Source organism: Peterkaempfera podocarpi, from assembly GCF_042466665.1.
Lineage (GTDB): Bacteria > Actinomycetota > Actinomycetes > Streptomycetales > Streptomycetaceae > Peterkaempfera > Peterkaempfera podocarpi.
Genome location: NZ_CP162102.1, coordinates 6,673,156 through 6,694,274 on the forward strand (window position 1 = coordinate 6,673,156; position 21,119 = coordinate 6,694,274).

18 protein-coding genes are annotated in these 21,119 nt (G+C 72.7%); 6 read left to right on the top strand and 12 right to left on the bottom strand.

The window, feature by feature from the left end:
- Positions 1 to 261: 261 nt before the first annotated feature.
- The gene (locus AB0761_RS29410; protein WP_377272162.1) at positions 262 to 1,485 is read left to right on the top strand and encodes an SAV2148 family HEPN domain-containing protein; all 1,224 of its coding nucleotides are present in this window, start codon (positions 262 to 264) and stop codon (positions 1,483 to 1,485) included.
- Positions 1,486 to 1,586: 101 nt separating this feature from the next.
- Positions 1,587 to 2,291 carry a 3'-5' exonuclease gene (locus tag AB0761_RS29415; RefSeq protein ID WP_377272163.1) on the top strand — a complete coding sequence of 235 codons (705 nt, stop codon included), beginning with the start codon at positions 1,587 to 1,589 and terminating at the stop codon, positions 2,289 to 2,291.
- A gap of 127 nt (positions 2,292 to 2,418) precedes the next feature.
- Here AB0761_RS29415 and AB0761_RS29420 read toward each other — a convergent pair whose 3' ends face one another.
- Positions 2,419 to 3,312 carry a phosphotransferase enzyme family protein gene (locus tag AB0761_RS29420; RefSeq protein WP_377272164.1) on the bottom strand — a complete coding sequence of 298 codons (894 nt, stop codon included), beginning with the start codon at positions 3,310 to 3,312 and terminating at the stop codon, positions 2,419 to 2,421.
- Positions 3,313 to 3,430: 118 nt separating this feature from the next.
- On the bottom strand, positions 3,431 to 5,677 hold the full coding sequence (locus tag AB0761_RS29425; RefSeq protein ID WP_377272165.1) for an MMPL family transporter: 2,247 nt from the start codon (positions 5,675 to 5,677) through the stop codon (positions 3,431 to 3,433).
- Positions 5,678 to 6,092: 415 nt separating this feature from the next.
- Here AB0761_RS29425 and AB0761_RS29430 point away from each other — a divergent pair, with 415 nt between their 5' ends.
- The 3 genes from AB0761_RS29430 to AB0761_RS29440 all read left to right on the top strand — a co-directional run bounded on the left by AB0761_RS29430 (position 6,093) and on the right by AB0761_RS29440 (position 10,353).
- On the top strand, positions 6,093 to 8,300 hold the full coding sequence (locus tag AB0761_RS29430) for an MMPL family transporter (RefSeq protein WP_377272166.1): 2,208 nt from the start codon (positions 6,093 to 6,095) through the stop codon (positions 8,298 to 8,300).
- Between the two features lie 212 nt (positions 8,301 to 8,512).
- Positions 8,513 to 8,716 (top strand): cold-shock protein, encoded by a 204-nt coding sequence (locus AB0761_RS29435; protein ID WP_377272167.1) that lies wholly within the window; start codon positions 8,513 to 8,515, stop codon positions 8,714 to 8,716.
- Between the two features lie 101 nt (positions 8,717 to 8,817).
- Positions 8,818 to 10,353, top strand: a complete 1,536-nt coding sequence (locus AB0761_RS29440) for a DEAD/DEAH box helicase (protein WP_377272168.1) — start codon at positions 8,818 to 8,820, stop codon at positions 10,351 to 10,353.
- A 45-nt stretch (positions 10,354 to 10,398) separates the two neighbouring features.
- Here the strand turns inward: AB0761_RS29440 and AB0761_RS29445 are convergent, their stop codons facing one another.
- Both AB0761_RS29445 and AB0761_RS29450 read right to left on the bottom strand, forming a co-directional pair.
- Positions 10,399 to 11,622: an MBL fold metallo-hydrolase gene (locus AB0761_RS29445; protein WP_377272169.1), complete on the bottom strand. Its 1,224-nt coding sequence runs from the start codon at positions 11,620 to 11,622 to the stop codon at positions 10,399 to 10,401.
- Complete coding sequence (locus AB0761_RS29450) at positions 11,588 to 12,541, bottom strand: SDR family oxidoreductase (RefSeq protein WP_377272170.1); 954 nt, start codon at positions 12,539 to 12,541, stop codon at positions 11,588 to 11,590. The genes AB0761_RS29445 and AB0761_RS29450 overlap by 35 nt, the downstream gene beginning before the upstream one ends.
- A gap of 93 nt (positions 12,542 to 12,634) precedes the next feature.
- On the opposite strand from AB0761_RS29450, the gene AB0761_RS29455 reads away from it, so the two are divergent.
- Positions 12,635 to 13,198 carry a TetR/AcrR family transcriptional regulator gene (locus AB0761_RS29455; RefSeq protein WP_377272171.1) on the top strand — a complete coding sequence of 188 codons (564 nt, stop codon included), beginning with the start codon at positions 12,635 to 12,637 and terminating at the stop codon, positions 13,196 to 13,198.
- A 212-nt stretch (positions 13,199 to 13,410) separates the two neighbouring features.
- Here the strand turns inward: AB0761_RS29455 and AB0761_RS29460 are convergent, their stop codons facing one another.
- From AB0761_RS29460 to AB0761_RS29495, 8 genes are all read right to left on the bottom strand, one after another.
- On the bottom strand, positions 13,411 to 14,166 hold the full coding sequence (locus AB0761_RS29460; protein ID WP_377272172.1) for a sirohydrochlorin chelatase: 756 nt from the start codon (positions 14,164 to 14,166) through the stop codon (positions 13,411 to 13,413).
- Between the two features lie 13 nt (positions 14,167 to 14,179).
- Entirely contained in the window at positions 14,180 to 15,082 is a 903-nt protein-coding gene (locus AB0761_RS29465; RefSeq protein ID WP_377272173.1) for an ABC transporter permease, read from the bottom strand.
- A complete protein-coding gene (locus tag AB0761_RS29470) occupies positions 15,069 to 15,875 on the bottom strand; it encodes an ABC transporter ATP-binding protein (protein WP_377272174.1) in 807 nt (268 codons plus the stop codon). The genes AB0761_RS29465 and AB0761_RS29470 overlap by 14 nt, the downstream gene beginning before the upstream one ends.
- A gap of 120 nt (positions 15,876 to 15,995) precedes the next feature.
- Entirely contained in the window at positions 15,996 to 17,162 is a 1,167-nt protein-coding gene (locus AB0761_RS29475) for an aliphatic sulfonate ABC transporter substrate-binding protein (RefSeq protein ID WP_377272175.1), read from the bottom strand.
- Positions 17,163 to 17,379: 217 nt separating this feature from the next.
- On the bottom strand, positions 17,380 to 18,759 hold the full coding sequence (locus AB0761_RS29480; RefSeq protein ID WP_377272176.1) for a sulfate adenylyltransferase subunit 1: 1,380 nt from the start codon (positions 18,757 to 18,759) through the stop codon (positions 17,380 to 17,382).
- 2 nt (positions 18,760 to 18,761) lie between these two features.
- Positions 18,762 to 19,703, bottom strand: coding sequence for a sulfate adenylyltransferase subunit CysD (gene cysD / locus AB0761_RS29485; protein WP_377272177.1), 942 nt, complete (start codon positions 19,701 to 19,703; stop codon positions 18,762 to 18,764).
- Complete coding sequence (cysC, locus tag AB0761_RS29490; RefSeq protein ID WP_377272179.1) at positions 19,700 to 20,290, bottom strand: adenylyl-sulfate kinase; 591 nt, start codon at positions 20,288 to 20,290, stop codon at positions 19,700 to 19,702. Before cysC ends, cysD begins: the two co-directional genes overlap by 4 nt.
- Before the next feature lie 42 nt (positions 20,291 to 20,332).
- Complete coding sequence (locus AB0761_RS29495; protein WP_377272180.1) at positions 20,333 to 21,049, bottom strand: phosphoadenylyl-sulfate reductase; 717 nt, start codon at positions 21,047 to 21,049, stop codon at positions 20,333 to 20,335.
- Between the last annotated feature and the right edge of the window lie 70 nt (positions 21,050 to 21,119).

A 21,119-nucleotide genomic window follows, 5' to 3' on the forward strand; every position in this document is an offset into this window, starting at 1 on the left:
CGGCGGGAAACGGCCGGAACCAGCCTCAACCGGGCCCGCGGGCCGTCCGGCCCGCGTGTCGCGGACCGGCGGGTCCGGCTCTGCGGCGGTCGGCGGGAAGTAGCCTCGGACCCCTTCTCAGCGGCCGCCAAGATTTCTAAGGTACGAATCGCCGTAGTAGAATCGGGGTTCTGCCCACGGGCAGCGGTCACGGCCTGGCCGCGCCTCAGTTCCACAGAGCCGAGGGGGAAGCCCTCTCGTTTACGAGAGGGAGGAGTCACGGTGGTCCCCTCCGACGAGGGTGCCGCGGGAGGCACGGTGCGCGGAGATGCGCTGACGGCTGCCGCCAGAGCGGCGGCCGGCCGCCTCCTGCCGCGCCAGGAGGGCAGTCCGCGGACCGCCCACGGCTGGGGGCCCGACTCCTGGGACGAGGCCCGCCGGCGGGTGCGCCGGGCAGGCCGGGCCTATGTCTGGCTCAACCTCGTGGAGCAGCGGATGCGCTCCCTGGTCTCCGATGTGCTGCGTCCCGTCTACGAACCCGCCCACGGCGACGACTGGGTCACCGCCGCGGCCGGCCCGGTGGGTGAGGAGTGGGCGCACCGGGCGGGCGCCGTGCGTGAGGTCAGCCGGCGCAAGGGCTATCTGCTGGACCCCGCCGACGACGAGATGGTGGTCTTTCTGACGCTCCCTCAGCTCCGTGAGCTGATGGTGCAGCACTGGGCCTGCTTCGAGCCGTACCTGGCCGACCGCCGTGAGGTGGAGATGGCCCTGGACGAGCTGGAGGTCGCCCGGCATGTGGTCTCCCGCAACCGGGCGCTGTCCGAGACCGTCCTCGCCCAGGCCGAGCGCGCCGCCGCCCGGCTGCTGGCCCTGCTGGACGGCGGCCCGGTGGCGGTCGGGACCCCCGGCGACATCCTGGAGGAGCTGGTCGGCGAGCGCTATGCCGACGTGGTCTCCGTGCACTCCGACCGGGTGCGGCTGCAGCGCGACCTGCCGGTGGAGGAGATGCTCACCGGCGCGCAGCGGCTGGACGCCGTCGGCATAGGCCTCTCCATGCTCTGCCAGAACTTCACCGGCAAGCGGCTGGTGCGGCTGGCCGCCGGGGGCTGCCGGATGCGGCTGCTCTTCCTCAACCCGGCCAGCAGTGCGCTGCGGCGGCGCGAGCGGGAACTGGGCCTGGGCCGAGGTGAGCTGGGCCGCTCGGTGGAGATGAACATCATGCATGTGCGGCGGGTCCGGGCCCGGCTGCGGGACAGCGGCGGCTTCGAGATACGGGTCTTCGACGAGACGCCCCGCTTCACCGCCTACCTGGTGGAGAGCGACCGCCCGTACGGCCTCGCCGTGGTCCAGCCCTATCTGCGGCGCGCCCGGGGGATGGAGTCCCCCGCGCTGGTGCTGCGCGGCACCGACCGCGCCCCCGGCGAGACCCCCGTGGAGCCCGGTCTGCTCGATGTCTACCGCGAGGAGTTCGAGAGCAGCTGGGCCGACTCCCGGCCGGTCTCCTGACCGGGTCGCCGGGGTGGGCCGCCGGGGTGGGGCGGCGGTCGGGATGTCAGTGGCGCACGGGATGATGAATCCACACGGGGCCGCACGAGAGGACGCCGCACATGAGCTGGTGGCACGAGCCGTTGGTCGGCTTCGACCTGGAGACAACCGGGACGGATCCGGACAATTCACGCATCGTCACCGCCGCGCTGGTGGACACCAAGGGCGGCGAACCGGTGCGCACCACGGCCTGGCTGGTCGATCCCGGCATACCCATCCCGGCCGAGGCGGCGGCGATCCACGGCATCAGCACCGAGCAGGCCGTGGCCGGCGGCCGGCCGGCGCCGGAGGCGGTGGAGGAGGTCGCGGCCGAGCTGTGCCGCCGTCTCGCGGCCGGCGTGCCGATGGTGGCCTTCAATGCGCCGTTCGACCTCAGCCTGCTCGACGCGGAGCTGCGCCGCCATCATCTGCCCACACTGGCCGCCCGGCTCGGCGGCCGCCCGGTCGGCCCGGTCCTCGATCCGCTGGTGGTCGACCGCTCCGTCGACCGGTACCGCCGCGGCTCACGCAGCCTGCAGAGCGTCTGCGGGGTGTACGGGGTGGAGCTGGCCGACGCCCATGAGGCGGGCAGCGATGCGCTGGCCGCGGTGCGGGTGGCAGTCCGGCTGGCGGAGCGCTATCCCCGGGAGGTGGGGGAGTTGCACCCGGCGGATCTGCATGAGCAGCAGATCGGCTGGCACACGGCCTGGGCCGAGGGCTTCCAGGCGTGGCTGCGCCGGGAGAAGGATCCGGACGCGGTGATAGACGCACGCTGGCCGATCCGCTGAGCGGTGGTACGGCCCCGGAGCGGTGGAACGGCGCTGAACGTGCCGCCCGACCGGTCGCGCGAGCGTCCCGGGCGCCGCTGCGCGTACGGCCGGGGCGGGCCCTCGGGGGCGGCCCCCCGAGGGCCGGTCAGAAGGGGTGCCAGCGCACCGAGGAGTCCCCGGCCCGCAGTGAGGCCACCCGTCGGCGGAACTCGCTGAGCGCCGCCGGGTTGCCCGGGGTGTGCTGGGCGACCCAGGAGGCACTGGCGGTCTCCCGGGCCCCCCGCAGCACCGAGCAGCCCGGCCACTCCCGTACATCCCAGCCGTAGCCGTCGGTGAAGGCCCGGTAGGCATGGTCGGGGACCCCGTAGCGGTCATGGCTGAGGGCCATCACCACCAGGTCGTGCTCCCGCAGGTCGCCGGAGAAGGTCTCCAGGTCGAGCAGGACCGGGCCCTGCGGGCCGATGTGGACATTGCGGGGCAGCGCGTCGCCGTGGATGGGCCCGGTGGGCAGATGCGGGGCCAACTCGGCCGCCGCCTCGGCATAACCGTCACGCCGGGCCCGCAGATAGGCGGCGTCGGCGGGGTCGACATGTCCTTCGGCGGCACGCAGCCAGCGCTCCACACCGGAGAGCAGGTCGCGGCGGGGCAGCGGGACCGGCGGTGCGGGCAGCTGGTGGATCGTCCGCAGCAGCACGGCCAGATCTGCCGGTTCCGCGGGGCGCACCGCCTCGGGGAGCCGCTGCCAGAAGGTGACCGGATGGCCGTCGACCAGCAGCGGCAGCTGCGGTGCGTCCTCGGCCGGGCGGGTGGCCGGCACGCCCTGCTCCGCCAGCCAGGCCGCGATGCGCAGTTCGCGCTCCGCGCGCTCCAGCAGGTCGCGGCCGCGCCCGATCTTCACCACCAGACGGTCCACGGCGAGAACCGCGTTCTCGCCCAGCGCGAGCAGCCGGGCGCCGTCGGGCCGGGGCAGTCCGGCTTCGGCGCAGGCGGTGTGCAGCAGGGCACGGGCGCGGGCCTCGTCGAAGGGGGTGTCGTTCATGGGTGCGGCGGTGCTCCAGGGTCGGCGGCGGTGTCCCAGTCTCGCAGACGCCCCACGGCCGGGCCCGCGCTGCTGCGGGGCCCGGCCGTGGGGGCCGGCGGTGTGCGGGAGGAGGGGGTCAGACCTCCACGGACGGCCGCTCGTGCAGCTGAGGGACGAGCTCGGGGCCGGCCGGGGGCACCGTCTCGGTGTGGGAGAAGTCCGGGAGCCGGCGCAGCCAGCGGGGCAGATACCAGTTGCGCTCGCCGAGCAGGGTCATCACCGACGGCAGCAGCACCCCGCGGATGACGGTGGCGTCCACCAGGACGGCGACGGCCAGGCCGACCCCCATCTGCTTCATGGACTGCATGGACAGGGTGCCGAAGACCGCGAACACCGCCACCATGATCACTGCTGCGCTGGTGACCACCCCGGCCGTGCTGCGGATGCCGTGGGCGACGGCCGAGCGGTTGTCCAGACCGCGGTCGTGGGCCTCCTTGATCCGGGAGACCACAAAGACGTGGTAGTCCATCGACAGGCCGAAGAGGATCACAAAGAGGAAGAGCGGCACCCAGCTCTCGATCGCCCCCACCCCGGCCGTGCCCAGCAGTGAGGCGCCGACGCCGTGCTGGAAGACCAGGGACAGCACACCGTAGGCGGCGCCCACCGACAGCAGGTTGAGGACCACCGCGGTCACGGCGACGACCGGCGAGCGGAAGGAGAGCAGCATCAGCAGGAAGGCGAAGGCGATGACGAACCCGAAGACCGGCAGCAGGCTGGCGGACATCTGGTGGTTGAAGTCATAGCTGCCCGCGGTCTCGCCGGTGACCGGGGCCTCGGTGCCCGGTACCGCGCCCAGGGTCCTGGGGATCACGTCCTGGCGCAGCGCCTTCAGGGCGTCATTGCTGGCCTGGTCGTTGCTGGTGCCCACCAGCGGTACGTCGATCTCGGCGACGTTCTGCCGCGGATGCACCGTCACCTCGATCGGCTGGTGCATCCGTCCGGTGGCCAGGGCGGCGCGCTGGAAGTCGGCGATCGCCTGCTTCATCCGGGGCCCGTCGATGTCGGCGGCCTTGACGATGACGGTGGCGGGTGAGGGGTTGCCGGGGAAGGCGGTGTCGATCCGCTGGTAGGTCTTCACCAGCGGATTGCCCGGGGGGAGCTGCTGCTCGAAGGTCAGGTTGGCGGTGTGCAGGGTGAGCAGCGGCGCGGCGAGGGCGAGCAGGGCGCCGGTGGCGAGTGCCGCGGCGACGAGGGGGCGGCGCAGTACGGGGGTGAGCACGGCGTTCCAGATGCGGCTGCCGGTGGCGCTGGTGGAGCCGTTGCGGCGCAGCCGGGAGAGCAGCGGGACGCGGCCCTTCTCCACCCGGTCGCCGAGCATGGAGAGCAGCGCGGGAAGCACGGTGACCGAGCCCAGTACCGCGACCACGACCACGATGATCGTGCCCATCGACATGGCCTGGAAGTCGGCGATGCCGGTGAGGAACATACCGGCCATGGCGACCACCACGGTGAGTCCGGAGACCAGGACCGCTCGTCCGGAGGTGGCGGCGGCGACCATCAGGGCGGTGTGCGGGTCACGTCCGGCGGCCCGTTCCTCCCGTTCGCGGCGCAGGTAGAAGAGGCAGTAGTCGACGCCGACGGCAAGGCCGACCAGCAGCATCACCGAGCTGGCGTCATCGCTGGTGTGCAGCAGATGGCTGCTGAGCGCGACCAGCCCCCCGGCGGCGATGAACGCGGTGAGCGCCAGCACCACCGGCAGTACGGCGGCGACCAGGGCGCCGAAGGCGATCAGCAGGATGCCCAGGGCCAGCGGGACGGCGGTCCACTCGGCGCGTTTGAAGTCATGGCTGAACTGGTCCTGGAACCACTTGTCGGCACTGGCGCCGCCGAACTCCTCGACGACCAGGTCCCGGTGTGCGGCCTGGACGCCGGCCACCGCGTCCAGCACGGTGGCGACCTTGTCGTCGGTCTCATGACCCGCGGCGTCGGCCATGGTGAACTGCACCAGGGCCGAGTGGCGGTCGGCGGAGACCGCGCCGCCGTCGTAGGGGGAGCGCAGTGCGGTGGTGAGGCCGGTGGCGTGTACCGCGGCGACCACGTCGGTGACGGCGCTGCGGAAGGCCGGGTCGGAGGCGGTCAGTGTGCTGCTCTGCACAATGACGCTCTCGCCCTCGGGCGTCTTGAGCCCGGAGCTGTCGAGGATCTGCTGGGCCCTGGCGACCTCGCCGGGCATCTGCTCGGAGTCGGAGACCTGGACGCTGCCCGCCAGCCCTCCGAGCCAGGCGGCGAGGACGACGAAGAGCAGCCAGCCGACGACTGCGGTTCTGCGATGGCGGGCGCTCCAGCCGCCGATGGCGGCGGCCAGGCCCAGTTTGGGTGCCACGGTGGAAAACCCCCAGAGGAAGGGCGGCCTGCGCGCCGCCCGCGTCGGTGCCCGCGCTCGGTGCGGGGCTGTCAACGACGCTAGAAGCGGCGGAGCGGGGCCGGTATCCGGCTGGCGGCCGAGTCCTTCCTGGCCTTTTCCCCAGGGCGGGGGTGGGGCTTTCCCCAGGGGCACCCCCGATCTCCACCCCGAGGGGGAGGGCTCTCCACCCCGAGCAGGAGGTGGCAGCGGTGCGGCCTGAGGGAGGATGGCAGGGCAGGAGTGGGGGCCGTCGAATCGAACTTGCCGGTCGGCAAGCAAGCTTCTTACACTGCTTCTGCGTACTTACCTGCCGACCGGCTGATCCAGCCGGTCCCAGCCGTGAGCCCTACCCCGTCCCGGGCCTGCGGTGCCATGCCCAGGAGGCACTTCGAGCATGTTCCATCGCATAGGACGCTTTGTGGTCCGGCACCGGTGGTGGACGATCGTCGCGTGGATCGTGGCTGCGGTCGCGATCGTCGCTTCGGCACCCAAGCTGACCACCAACACTGACGAGAGCAGCTTCCTGCCGCGTCACTACGAGTCCATCCAGGCTGCGGACGTGCAGTCCAAGGCGTTCCCGCAGGCCTTCACACCGTCGGCCATCTACCTCTTCGAGCGTACCGACGGCGGGAAGCTGGACGCGGCCGACAAGCAGGCCGAGCAGAAGGTGGTCGCCGGGATCAGTGCGGCGAAGATCGACACCGTCGAGGCGGTCATCCCGTCGCCGCAGGGCTCCCAGGACGGCAAGTACGACCTGGCCTTCGTCAAGATGAAGCAGACCGGCGGCGACCCGAGCAAGATGGCCGACGCCGCCAAGCAGCTGCGTGACAAGGGTAAGGAGCTGGCCAAGGGCACCCACCTGGAGGTCAAGCTCGGCGGCTCGGCGGCCCAGCAGCTGGACCAGCAGGACGCCAGCAAGCGAGGCGACTCGCTGATCCTTTTCGGCACGCTCGGTGCGATTCTCATCACACTGCTGATCATCTTCCGGGCGCCGATCATCGCGGTGCTGCCGCTCATTTTGATCATCGTGGTGGCGATGGCCGCCAACGGCCTGATCGCGGACGCCAACAAGATCTTCGGCCTGAAGGCCGACAGCTCGGTCACCGCGATCCTGGTGGTGGTGCTCTTCGGAGTGGGCACCGACTACTTCCTCTTCCTGATGTTCCGCTACCGGGAGCGCCTGCGGGCCGGGGACGAGCGGCACGAGGCCATCGTCAACGCCGTCGGCCGGGTCGGCGAGGCCATCGCCTCCGCCGCCGGTGCCGTGATCATCGCCTTCATGGCGCTGGTGCTCTCCTCGCTGGGCATGTTCCGCTCGCTGGGCCCGTCGCTGGCCATCGCGGTCGCGGTGACCCTGCTGGCCGCGCTCACCCTCTTCCCGGCCGTGCTCTCGGTGTTCAGTCCCCGGGTGCTGTTCTGGCCCTCGAAGAACTGGCAGCGTGAGCCCAGCAGCGCCCGCTTCGCCTCGCTGGGCCGTCTCACCGGCCGTCGCCCCGCCGCGGTGGCAGGTGTCTCCGGCATCATCATGGCCGCGCTCGCGGTGGCCGCGTTCAACTTCCACGGCACCTTCGACCTGGCCTCCGGCTCCATGCCGAAGGACAAGGAGTCGATGGTCGTCCAGGACACGATGATGAAGGCCTTCTCGGCGGGAGCCGCGGAGCCCACCCACGTCTACCTGGTGAAGTCCGGCGGACAGCTGGACCGGGCCGCGCTGCCGGACTTCGCACAGAAGCTGCAGGCGGTGCCCGGGGTCGCCTCCGCGACGGTCAACCCGACGAGCGGTGTCAGCAAGGACGGCTCCACCGCCGACTTCACGGTGCTGCTCAAGAACGACCCGGCGTCCAGCGCCGCCATCGACACCGTCGACCGGCTGCGTGACACCGCGCACGCCGACGCTCCGACCGGTACCAAGGCCCTGGTGGGCGGCATCACCGCCGTCTACAAGGACATCAACCTCGCCATGAAGCACGACTACTCGCTGGTCTTCCCGATCGCGGCGCTGCTGATCATGGTGATCCTGGGACTGCTGCTGCGCAGCGTCGTCGCCCCCTGGTACCTGATGGCCTCGGTGGGGCTGGGATTCGGTGCCACCCTCGGTGCCACCACCCTGCTCTTCCAGAACATCCAGGGCAACGCCGGTCTGATGTTCATGCTGCCGATCATCATGTATCTCTTCGTGGTCGCGATCGGCACCGACTACAACATCCTGATGATCGCCCGACTGCGGGAGGAGGCCCGCGAGGGCCGCAACCCGCGTGAGGCGGCCAGCCAGGCCATCCGGCACAGCGGCCCGACCGTGGCCGCCGCGGGATCCATCCTGGCGGCCACCTTCGCCACGCTGATGCTGGCGGGCAACTCCTTCATGACGCAGATGGGCTTCGCGGTGGCCTTCGGCATCGCCGTCGCCGCCTTCGTCATGGCGCTGTTCTTCACCCCGGCGCTGACCGCGCTGATCGGCCACGCAGCCTGGTGGCCGGGCCACGGCGACAGCCGCCCCGAGGGCGGCTCCGGCAGCGGCAAGGTGCTGGACTTCGGCGGCCAGCGGCAGTCGGTGGAGGCCGACCGCGACGAGGAGTACGACTCCTCGGGCAGCCTGCGCTGATACGCCAGGGAGGGCGGACCCGTCCGGGTCCGCCCTCCTGCTGCGTGTTAGAGTTGGCGTGTTGCAGTTTTGGTTCCCATGAACGCTTGTGTGCGCCTGCTGGTCCAACCATCAGGCGCACTTCTGTTTGTCCGGGCTTTCTCCGGATGGGGATCGCGGCGACGCGGGGCTCGCAAGGTGCGGGCCCTGGCACTGCCCCAGAAGGAGACATTATGGCTTCCGGTACCGTGAAGTGGTTCAACAGCGAGAAGGGCTTCGGCTTCATCGAGCAGGACGGCGGCGGCGCCGACGTCTTCGCCCACTACTCGAACATTGCGGCTCAGGGCTTCCGTGAGCTGTTCGAGGGCCAGAAGGTGGAGTTCGACGTGACCCAGGGCCAGAAGGGCCCGCAGGCGGAGAACATCCGCCCGATCTGACGTCACGCGGCGGTCCCGCACCGCCGTCCGGCAGGGCCCGCGCCGTACGGCGCGGGCCCTCGCCGTGTGCCCAGGCTCCCCCGACGACGAGACGGATCCAGATGACCCGCCAGGCCCGGCCGTCCCGCGACGGCTCCCGGACCCACGACGCACCGCCCGCCGGCCGCTCCCGGCCGCCCCGCAACCGCCGCCCGGCCGCATCCCGTGCGGTGGCCGCCCCGGCCCCCCAGGTGGAGCTGCCCGCCGAGCCGGCCACCCCGGCCCGCCCGGCCGCCGCCACCTTCGCCGAGCTGCCGCTGCCGTCCGCGTTGCTGGAGGCCCTCACCGCGCAGGGCGTCACCGCACCGTTCCCCATCCAGGGCGCGACCCTGCCCGACTCGCTCAGCGGCCGCGACGTCCTCGGCCGGGGCCGTACCGGTTCGGGCAAGACCCTCGCCTTCGGCCTCCCCCTGCTGGCGCGCACCGCGGGCCGCCGCGCGGAGGCCCGCCGTCCGCTGGCCCTGGTGCTGGTCCCCACCCGTGAGCTGGCCCAGCAGGTCACCGACGCCCTCACCCCGTACGCCACGGCGCTGAGGCTCCGGCTGGCCACGGTGGTCGGCGGGATGTCCATCAACCGGCAGGCGCAGGCCGTGGCCCGCGGCGCAGAGGTGGTGGTCGCCACCCCGGGCCGACTGGCCGATCTGATCCAGCGCGGCGACTGCCGACTGGACCAGGTGCGCACCACGGTGCTGGACGAGGCCGACCAGATGGCCGACATGGGCTTTCTGCCGCAGGTCACCAGGCTGCTGGAGCAGGTGGAACCGGACGGTCAGCGGATGCTCTTCTCCGCCACCCTGGACCGCAATGTCGACCGGCTGGTCCGCCGCTTCCTCAACGACCCGGTCACCCACTCCGTGGACCCGCCGGCTGCGGCCGTCACCACCATGGAGCACCACCTGCTGCACGTCGAGACCGACGACAAGCAGGCCGCCACCGCGCAGATCGCCGCCCGCGAGGGCCGGGTGATCATGTTCGTGCACACCAAGCGCGGCGCCGACCGGCTCACCAAGCACCTGCTCGGCAGCGGGGTGCGGGCCGCCGCACTGCACGGCGGCAAGTCGCAGCCGCAGCGCAACCGCACGCTCGAACAGTTCCGGGACGGTCAGGTCACCGCGCTGATCGCGACCAATGTCGCAGCCCGCGGCATCCACATCGACGGTCTGGACCTGGTGGTCAACGTCGATCCGCCGGTCGACCACAAGGACTATCTGCACCGCGGCGGCCGTACCGCCCGGGCCGGCGAGTCAGGCACGGTGGTCACCCTGGTCCTGCCCGAGCAGCGCCGCGAGATGAGCCGGCTGATGACCGCGGCCGGGATCCGGCCGCACACGGCCCGGGTGCGGCCCGGTGACGCGGAGCTGGCCCGGATCACCGGCGCCCGTACGCCCTCCGGCGTCCCGGTCACCGTTGCGGTACCGGTGCCCGCTCCCGCCGCGCCGTCGCAGTCCAGGGCGCGCAAGGCAGCCCGTCCGGACGGGGACGTCCCCGGAGCGGCCCGCCGCCGGCGCTCGCCGCGGCGTACCGCGGGGCACGGCGCCGCCGAGGGTGCGACCGCCGCGCCGCGGCCTCGCCGCCGCCGGCCGCGGCCGGCCGAGTAGCGCCCGGCCGCGACGGCGACGGCCGCCGGGTGAGGTGACGGCCGCTCAGCCGCGGACGTCCTCCGGCAGTGCCTCCCGCGCGGCACGGACCGCGGGCACGACCGGTGCGATGGGGTGCGGGCGGACGGCGACCGCCCGCCACCAGGGCTCCGACGGAAGGTCCCCGGCCGGTTCGAACGGCCGGCCCGGGACCGGTACGGCGACCCGCGCCCCGACGGCGAGAGCGGCCGCCCGGGTGCGCTCAGCGGGCTCCTCCCAGGGGTGCGGGGCCAGATTGAAGGTCCCCCAGTGGATCGGCAGCAGGGCGCCGTGCGGCTCCCCGCCGGAGAGGTCCGTGTGCGCCCGCAGCCCCTCCTCGGGGGTCATGTGGATGTCCGGCCAGAACTCGCTGTACGCACCGATCTGGATCATCGTGGCGTCGAACGGCCCATGGGCGGCGCCGATCTCGGCGAAGCCGGGGAAGTAGCCGGTGTCGCCGCTGTGGAAGATCCGGTGCCGGGGCCCGGAGACCACCCAGGACGCCCAGAGGGTGTGGCCGCGAAGCCCCCGGCCGCAGAAGTGCCGTGCGGGTGTGGCGGTCAGCGTCAGCCCCGCGGCCTCGGTGGACTCGTGCCAGTCCAGCTCGGTGATCCGGTCGGCCGGTACACCCCAGCGCTCCAGATGGGCGCCGACGCCCAGCGGCACCGCGAACAGCGCCCCGCTGTCCGCCAGCGCGCGGATCGAGGGCATGTCCAGGTGGTCGTAGTGGTCGTGCGAAATCACCACCGCGTCCAGCGGCCCCAGGTCGGCCAGCGGCAACGGGACGGGGTGCAGTCGCCGCGGCCCGGCGAACCGGACGGGTGAGCAGCGCTCCCCCCAGACCGGATCGAACAGCACCCGTGCGCCGTCGATCTCGGCGAGCACGGTGGAGTGCCCCAGCCAGGTCAGCCGCAGCCCGGAGGCGGGCGCCCCCACCGGAGCGGTGCGCTGCAGCGGGATCGCGGATCCCGGGGCGCGCCGGATCCGGTCGGCCTTGCGCAGCTGGGTCCGCAGATACGGCAGCGCGGCGCCGCGCGACGCGGTGCGGGCGGCCGTGGGGTTGGCGAAGGTTCCGTCGGCGTAGTGCGGCGAGCTGAGGATGCGTTCCAGCCGTTCGCCCTCGGGGACGCCGCCGAGGGCGGCGGGGCGCAGCAGCCGGCCGAGTCGGGACAGGGCAGTGGTGCGGGGCACGGAGGGTCCTCCGGGTGTCGCTGGGTCAGGATGCCGCGGTGAGGCGGCCGTAGTGGACATGGGTGAGCTGCTCGGAGACCTCCCACAGCCGGGTGGCGACCTGCTCGTCGCCGGCGGTGCTGCGGCTGCCCGCGGGGGCCGGTCCGCCGGTCAGGCCGAAGAGGCCGTCCGGACCGTAGTAGCCGCCGCCGACCGCGGCCGGGCTGGTCGCCGCGTAGAGGCTGGGCAGGGCGCCCCGGTCGGGCTGCTGGGACATGCCGGGCAGTGCCATGAGCAGCCCGGCCGCGCCCTTGCCCTGCCGGTCGGTGCCGAGGTTGGGGCCGGTGGTCTGGAGGTTGGTGACGGTGGAACCCGGGTGGGCGGCGGTGGACAGCAGACCCCAGCCGTTGCGGTCGCTGCGGCGCTGGAGCTCCCGGGCGAAGAGCAGATTGGCGAGCTTGGAGCGGCCGTAGGCCCGCCAGGAGCTGTACGACCGCTCGCTCTGCAGATCGTCGAAGTCGATGCTGCCGACGCGGTGGGCCATGCTGCTCACCGTCACCACTCGGGGTGCCTCCCCCCGGCGCAGCAGCGGCAGCAGCCGCCCGGTGAGGGCGAAGTGGCCGAGGTGGTTGGTGCCGAACTGGAGCTCGAAGCCGTCGGCGGTGGTGTGGCGGGCGGGTACGGCCATGATGCCGGCGTTGTTGACCAGCAGGTCCAGCGGGCGGTCGCGGTCGAGCAGCAGGCGGGCGAAGGCGGCGACCGAGTCCAGCGCGGAGAGGTCCAGCGTCTCGACGGAGACGGCGGCGCCCGGCTGGGCGGCGCGGATCCGGCGGACCGCCTCGGCGCCCTTGGCCGCGTTGCGCACCGCCAGCACCACCTCGGCACCGGACTGTGCCAGTCGGCGGGCGGTCTCGAACCCGATGCCGCTGTTGGCGCCCGTGACCACGGCGAGCCTGCCGTGCTGGTCGGGGAGGGTGAAGTCCTTGGACTGGGCGCGCATGGGTGGCTCCTCGGGATACTGGAAGATGAACCATCGCTCATGTTCATCATGAACTAGTATTCATCTTGTTGCAACCGAGGGAGGCCCGATCCCATGCCCCAGCCCCGCCAGCTGCGCGCCGACGCCGTCCGCAACCGGCAGAAGATCCTGACCGCCGCCCGGGAGCAGGTCACCGCGCACGGCCCCGATGTCGCCATGGAGGCGATCGCCGCCGCCGCCGGTGTCGCGGTGGGCACCCTCTACCGGCACTTTCCCACCAAGACCGATCTCATCGGGGCAGTGCTGCGGGAACACGGCGAGCAGGTGGTGGCGGACGTCGAGGAGACCGCCGCCAGGATCGACGCCGGAGGCGCCCCGGCCATGGCGGAGTTGCGGGATCTGGCGGCCAGGGTCGTCGACCACATGGCCGAGGACAGGGCGGTCAAGGCCGCCGCGCATGCGCTGGGGGCCACCGACCACGGCGACCTCGAGGGCCGCGCCTTCGGCGCCGTCCGCCGCATCATCGCCGCCGCGCAGGCCCAGGGCGCCCTGCGCCCGGATGTCACCGAGGACGACTTCGCCCTGCTGCTCACCACCGCCCCCACCGACCGCCCCGCCGCGGTGCGGGCGCGCTGGCTGGAGGTGTTTCTCACGGGCCTGGCCGCGGAACGCAAGTGACGGACAGACAGCAGGGTGGTGAGCCGCCGGTGGATCGCTGCACGGCGGCTCGCCGTCGCAGCGGCCCGCGCCGGCTTGTGCCACCATCGCGCCGGGGGCCGACCGCCACATGGGACCCGGGAACCCGCGCCAACCGCCCGCGCGGCCCTTCGCGCCGCCGAAGGGCGCGCACAACCTCCGCCGGGCGCGGGGTGCCCGCCCGGCCCGCCCGGTCAGGCGGTCAGCGCGGTGGAGGCCGTCCGGGCCTCGTCGTAGCGCAGAAGGAGCAGCCGGGCCACCTCGGGGGCCGGGCCGAGGACCGGGGCGACCAGATCCGCGCCCGCGGCGGTGGCGGCCGCGGTGATGCGGTCCGGCAGCAGTCCGGGGGCCAGGAGGTAGGGGGCCACCGCGATCCGCCGCGCGCCCCGGGCCCGCAGCGCGGCCACCGCGTCGGGGACATGCGGCGGCACCGAGGAGGCATGGGCCACGGCCACACCGGCCCAGCCGCGGCTCTGGCGCCACTGCTCCGCCAGCGCGCGGGTCGCCGCATTGGCGGCGGGGTCCGAGCTGCCGGCGGCGGCCAGCACCACCCCGGTACGGCTGCGGTCGGCGGCGGAGTGCAGGTCGAGTCCGGCGTCGGCCAGCCGCCGGTCGAGAGCGTCCAGCAGCAGCGGCGAGGGCCCCAGGACGTCGGCCACCGGCAGCCCGGTGCCGCGCAGTGCGCCGGGGATGTCGGTCCTGGCGTGGTACGCGCGGCCGAGCAGCAGCGGTACCGCGACCGCCGGGGCGGCCTCCGCGGCGAGCCGCGCCACGACCTGGGGGATCCGCGGTGCGCAGTGGTCCAGATAGGCCGTGGTTACGCGGGTCGCCGGCCGCAGCCGCCGCACCAGCCCGACCAGTGCCTCCACGGTCGCCGCATGCCGGGGGTCGCGGCTGCCGTGGGCGATCAGCAGCAGCACGGGGGCGGCGGGGGCGGCGGCGGGGGGCATCGGTCGGGCTCCGTCAGCGGGCGGTGGTGAGGAGGCCGCGGCTGCGCAGCACCCAGCGCTCCAGCGGGGAGAAGATCAGCAGGTCGATGGCGATGCCCACGAAGAGGATCAGCAGGATGGCCAGTTCCACCCGGGGCATGTCGAAGGCGACCCGGCCGTTCTCCAGCAGCTGGCCGAGGCCGAGGCCCAGGTCGGGGGAGCTGGCGATCAGTTCGGCGGCCATCAGCGAGCGCCAGGAGAAGGCCCAGCCCTGCTTGAGCCCGGCCAGGTAGCCGGGGAGCGCGGCGGGCAGCAGGATGTGGCGGGCGCCGCGCAGCCCGGTGGCGCCGAGGGTGCGTCCGGCGCGCAGATAGAGCGGCGGCACCTGGTCGATGCCGGAGACCAGCCCGTTGGCGATGGACGGGACTGCGCCGAGCAGGATCACCGCGTACATCGCCTGGCTGTTGAGGCCCAGCCAGATGATCGCGGCCGGGACCCAGGCCACCGAGGGCAGCGACTGGAGGCCGGAGAGGATCGGGCCGAGGGCGGCGCGCACCGGCTTCACCCGGGCGACCACCAGGCCGAGCGGGGTGCCGATGGCCAGCGAGGCCAGGAAGCCGAACAGGCCCCGGGAGACGCTGGTCCACAGCACCGAGAAGACCTCGCCGCGGTACCAGAGGTCCATGAAGCTGTCCTGGACCTGCCCCGGGCTGGGGAACTTGTACGCGGGGAACACCCCGGCGGCGTAGACGCCCTGCCACACCGCCAGCACCAGCACCACGGCGACGACCGGCGGGATCACCTTCTCCCTGAGCATCTGGGAGAGCGGGGTGCGCCGGATCTGGACGGCGTCCAGGGCGTCCAGTCCGGCCTCCACACCGGCCAGGTCGCCGCCGGCCGGCCGGGAGTCGGCGGGCGCGGTCTCAGTGCTGGCCATGGCGGCGGATCTCCTCGCGCAGTTCATCGGTGATCTCGACGGAGAGCTCCGCGACACCGCTGGACTCGATCCGGCGGGGCTGCGGCAGGTCGATCTGCCACTCCCGGGCGATCCGGCCCGGACGGGACGTCAGCAGGACCACCCGCTGCGCCAGCCGGACCGCCTCGCGCACATTGTGGGTGACGAAGAGGACCGAGAGTCCGGTCTCCGACCAGATCCGGGTCAGCTCCTCGTGCAGGACGTCGCGGGTGATGGCGTCCAGGGCCGCGAACGGCTCGTCCATCAGCAGCACCGAGGAGTCCTGGGCGAGTGCGCGGGCCATCGCGACCCGCTGCCGCATACCGCCGGAGAGCTCGTGCACCCGCTTGCCGTAGGCCCCGCCGAGCCGCACCAGCTCCAGCAGACGCTCGGCCTCGGGGCGGCGTTCGGCACGCGGCACCCCGCGCAGCCGCAGCGCCAGCTCGATGTTGCGGCCGGCCGTCAGCCAGGGGAAGAGCGCATGCTCCTGGAACATCAGCGCCGGGCGGCCGCTGGGCACCTCGATGGTGCCGTCGGTGGGCCGGTCCAGTCCGGCGACCAGGTTGAGCAGCGTCGACTTGCCGCAGCCGGAGGCTCCCAGCAGGCAGACGAACTCGCCCGGGGAGACGGAGAGGCTGATGTCGTCCAGCACCGGGGTCGCGTTGCCCGGGCGGCCGAAGGACTTGTGCACATGCTCGATCCGGACCGCGGGCGCGCCGTCGACCGGTGCGCCGGCGGCCGTGCCGTCCTGCTCCTCGGTCAGTGTGGGGGCCATCGAGTCACCTCCTGGTACGGGTGGGGCGGGCTTGGGGGCGGGAACTGCGCCGGGGCCCGCGTCCGCCGCCCTTGACGGGCATCGACGGACGGCGGACACGGGCCCCGGAGCTCTGGCCGCCTACTGGATGCCGAGGCCGGCGTCGGCGTACTCCGGCTGGCCGGCGCCCTTCAACAGGGTGTTCAGCGGCGTGAGATCGAAGATCCCCTTGAGATCGGGCTTCTTCAGCAGCCCCGCGGTGACCGCGTGGTCGGCGCTGGTCTGCAGGGAGGCGGCCAGCGGGTCGTCGGTGAAGTCGATGGAGGCCCAGGCGGGGTCGAGCACGTCCTTCGGCAGCGACTTGCCGGCCAACCGGTTCAGCTCGGCGTTGGCGTCGTCCTTGGCCTTGTCGGAGTTGGCCTTGATCCAGGCGTTGGTGGCGACGGAGCCCTTCAGCACCGCGTCCACCACGTCGGGGTGGGCCTTGAGGAACGACTGCGACACGATCACATTGGTGATCACGAACTTCTTGTCCGGCCAGAGGTCCTTCTCGTCGATCAGGACCTTGGCGCCCTCGGTGACCAGCTTGGAGGCGGTCGGCTCGGGTACCCAGGCGCCGTCGATGGAGCCGCCGGAGTAGGCCGCCGGGGTCTCCTTGTTGTCCAGCCGGATCACCGAGACATCGCCCTTGCCGGTCTGGGCGTCGACCTTCCAGCCCTTCTGGGCGATGTAGTTGAGCAGCGCCACGTCCTGGGTGTTGCCCAGCTGCGGAGTGGCGATGCGCTTGCCCTTGAGGTCGTCGACCGTCTTGATCTTCTTGGGGTTGACCACCAGCTTCACCCCGCCGGAGGCCGAGCCGGAGATGATCCGCAGGCTCTGCCCGTTGGACTTGGCGTAGCCGTTGACGGCGGGGGAGGGGCCGATCCAGCCGATGTCGATGGAGCCGGCGTTCAGCGCCTCGATCTCGGACGGGCCCGCGTTGAAGACCTGGGTCTTGATCTTCGTCGACCCCAGCTCCTTGGCGAAGAAGCCCTCCTTCAGGCCCACCAGGGCGGTGCCGTGGGTGAGGTTGGCGAAGTAGCCGATCTTCACCGTGTCGGCGGAGAGCTTCTTCGCGGCGGCCGAGGGGGAGCCGGCGGCCGCGGCCGCGGCCGGGGTGGAGTCGTCGGTGGTGCTCTTGGAACCGTAGCCGCAGGCGCTGAGCAGGCCCGCCGCGGTCAGCGCGGCGACGGAGAGCGCGGCGGCACGTCTGATCCGGCCGGAGCCGGGGAGTGTCCGCCGATTGTTCCGGGGCAGGGCAGGTGACATGGGAGGAGTCCTCACGTGACGGGGTCGGAAGAGTGGCCGGCGCGATGGCCGGGCGGTCCGGGCCGCAGTACCCGCTGTGGGTCGGGCAGCGATCCGGTGACGGGCCGTCAGGCCCATCCGCCCGCACATCGCGCCACGCCGCCCTGGCCACTGCCGAGGACGCCGCTGCCGATGCGGCCGCCTTCCTTGTCCATCTCGGAGAACGCCTCTCCGGGCATCAGACCCAGTCCTCCCCGTCGTCATGCGCAACCGCGCCGTGCAGCGCGTCGCCGAAGGCCTCGCCCGCCATACCGGCGGTGAGGGTGGTGCCGTCGGCCGGGTCGATCAGCAGGAACGACCCGGTGAAACGGTTGTCCGCATAGGAGTCCAGCGCCAGCGGCTCGGCGGTGCGCAGCACCACCCGGCCGATGTCGTTGACCGCCAGGCCCGCCGCGCCGGAGCGCCGCTCCAGGCTGTCGATGTCGACCCGGTACGGGATCTCCTTCACCAGCGCCCGCACGGTGCGGGTGGTGTGCTTGAGCAGCACCCGGTCGCCGACCCGCAGCGGCCGCTCATGGAGGTGGCAGACGGTCGCCTCGACATCCTTCACCGGCTCGGGCGCGGCGCCGCCGGCGATCAGGTCGCCGCGGGAGATGTCGATGTCGTCCGCGAGGCGCACTGTGACGGACTGCGGCGCCCAGGCGATGTCGGTCTCCTCGCCGAGGGCGTCGATCCCGGCCACGGTGGTGGTGATCCCGGACGGCAGCACGGTGACCCGGTCGCCCCTGCGCAGCACCCCGGACGCCAACTGCCCGGCGTAGCCGCGGTAGTCGCGGTACTCGCCCGACTGGGGGCGGATCACATACTGCACCGGGAAGCGCGCCGGCTCGGCGGACGGATCGGTGCCGACCGGAACGGTCTCCAGATGCTCCAGCAGCGTGGGTCCGCCGTACCAGTCCATCCGGGCGGAGGGCTCCACCACGTTGTCGCCGGCCAGCGCGGAGATGGGGATGGCGGTGACGTCCGGCACGCCCAGCGAGCCGGCGTACGCGGTGAACTCCGCCGCGATCGCGGCGAAGACCGGCTCCGCGTACTCCACCAGGTCCATCTTGTTGACCGCCAGCACCACATGGGGCACCCGCAGCAGCGCCGCGACCGCGGCGTGCCGGCGGGTCTGCTCCACCACGCCGTTGCGGGCGTCGACCAGCACCACGGCCAGTTCGGCGGTGGAGGCTCCGGTGACCATGTTGCGGGTGTACTGCACATGGCCGGGGGTGTCGGCGAGGATGAAGCGGCGGCGGGGGGTGGCGAAGTAACGGTACGCCACATCGATGGTGATGCCCTGCTCCCGCTCGGCGCGCAGGCCGTCGGTCAGCAGCGCCAGGTCGGGGGCCTCCTGGCCGCGTCGCAGCGAGGCGGCCTCGACGGCCTCCAGCTGGTCGGCCAGAACCGACTTGGAGTCGTGCAGCAGCCGCCCCACCAGGGTGGACTTGCCGTCGTCGACCGAGCCGGCGGTGGCGAACCGCAGCAGCGCGGTCGCCGCCGCCTCGCCGAACGGGTTCTCGGCCGGCGTCGGTGTGTCGCCGAGGCCGTTGTTGGCAGTCAGATCGGTCGGCATCTCTAGAAGTACCCCTCGCGCTTACGGTCCTCCATGGCGGCCTCCGAGAGCTTGTCGTCGGCCCTCGTCGCACCCCGCTCGGTGAGCCGGCTGGCGGCCACCTCGGCGATCACATCCGCCACCGTGACGGCGTCGGAGTCGACCGCGCCGGTGCAGGACATGTCGCCCACCGTGCGGTACCGCACCAGGCGCCGCTCCACGGTCTCGCCGTCCTTGGGGCCGCCCCACTCGCCGGCGGTCAGCCACATCCCGCTGCGCTGGAAGACCTCGCGCTCATGGGCGAAGTAGATCTCCGGGAGGTCGATCTGCTCCCGCTCGATGTACTGCCAGACGTCCAGCTCGGTCCAGTTGGAGAGCGGGAAGACCCGGACATGTTCACCCGGGGCGTGCCGCCCGTTGTAGAGCTGCCACAGCTCGGGGCGCTGGCGGCGCGGGTCCCACTGGGAGAACTCGTCGCGCAGTGAGAAGACCCGCTCCTTGGCCCTGGCCTTCTCCTCGTCGCGACGGCCGCCGCCGAAGACCGCGTCGAACCGCTGCTGCTGGATCGCCTCGGTCAGCGGCACCGTCTGCAGCGGGTTGCGGGTGCCGTCCGGGCGCTCCCGCAGCCGGCCGCTGTCGATGTACTCCTGCACCGAGGCCACATGCAGCTGCAGCCCGTACTCGGCGACCACCCGGTCCCGGTAGGCGAGCACCTCGGGGAAGTTGTGCCCGGTGTCCACATGCAGCAGGGTGAACGGCACCGGCGCGGGCCAGAAGGCCTTCAGCGCCAGCTCCAGCATCAGGATGGAGTCCTTGCCGCCCGAGAAGAGCAGCACCGGCCGCTCGAACTCGCCCGCCACCTCGCGGAAGATATGGACCGCCTCCGCCTCCAGGGCGTCCAGGTGGGAGAGGGTGAAGGGGTTGTCGGTGCCGTCGAGCTGCGGCTGCTGCGTCGCCGTCGTCATGCCAGTCCCCTTGTCGTGAGAAGGGCGTGCAGGGCGGCGGCCGACTCGGCCACCGACTGGGTGTGTGCCTCGATCCGCAGGTCGGGCCGGTCGGGCGCCTCGTACGGGTCGTCCACTCCGGTGAGCCCGGAGATCTCACCGGCGGCCTGCTTGGCGTACAGGCCCTTGACGTCGCGGACCGAGCAGACCTCCACCGGTGTCGCCACATGCACTTCCAGGAAGTCGGTGCCCGCCTCGGTGTGCCGCTCGCGCACCGCCGCCCGGGAGGCGGCATAGGGGGCGATCACCGGGGCCAGCACCTTCACCCCGTGCGAGGCCAGCAGCTCGGCGACGAAGCCGATCCGGGTGACGTTGGTGTGCCGGTCCTCGCGGGTGAAGCCGAGGCCCGCGGAGAGGAAGGTGCGGATCTCGTCGCCGTCCAGCACCTCCACCCGGTGGCCCTCGGCGCGCAGCAGCTCGGCGAGCGCATACGCGATGGTGGTCTTGCCCGCGCTGGGCAGGCCGGTCAGCCACACGGTGGCCCCGCGCTGCTGCGCGGCGGCCGCGGTGTCCTGCCGGCTTGCCGTCCCGTCGGCTGTGGTGGTCACTTCGGTCCGCTCCCGGTCGGTGGTTCTGGAGTTGATGGCTGATCAGGTGTGCAGGCCGCACTCGGTCTTGCCGGTGCCGGCCCAGCGGCCGGCCCGGGCGTCCTCGCCCTCGGCGACCCGGCGGGTGCAGGGGGCGCAGCCCACGGAGGCGTAGCCGTCCCAGAGCAGCGGGTTGAGCAGCACCCCGTGCCGGGCGACATAGGCGTCGACGTCGTCCTGGGTCCAGCGGGCGATCGGGGCGATCTTCACTTTGCGGCGCTTGGGGTCCCAGCCGACCACGGGGGTGTTCGCCCGGGTGGGGGACTCGTCGCGGCGCAGGCCGGTCGCCCATGCGTCGTACGCCATCAGCCCGCGCTGCAGCGGCTCCACCTTGCGCAGCGAGCAGCACAGGTCGGGGTCGCGGTCGTGCAGCTTCGCGCCGTACTGCTCGTCCTGCTCCGCCACGCTCTGACGAGGCGTCAGGGTGATCACATTGACCTGCATGGTCGCCGCCACCGCGTCCCGGGTGCCGATGGTCTCCGGAAAGTGGTAGCCCGTGTCCAGGAAGACCACGTCCACCCCGGGGAGGACCGAGGAGGCCAGATGCGCCACCACGGCGTCCTCCATCGAGGAGGTGACGCAGAAGCTCCGGCCGAAGGTCTCGGCGGCCCAGCGCAGGACCTCCTGCGCCGGTGCCTCCTCCAGGTCGCGGCCGGCCCGCAGGGCCAGCGCCTCCAGCTCCTCGGCGGTGCGGCGGGTGCTGTCGGTCGTGCTGCTCATCGGGTGCTCCCCCCAGAGACGGCCCGGGACACAAGTCCCAGGAACTGCACGGTGAAAGCGCGTGCACACG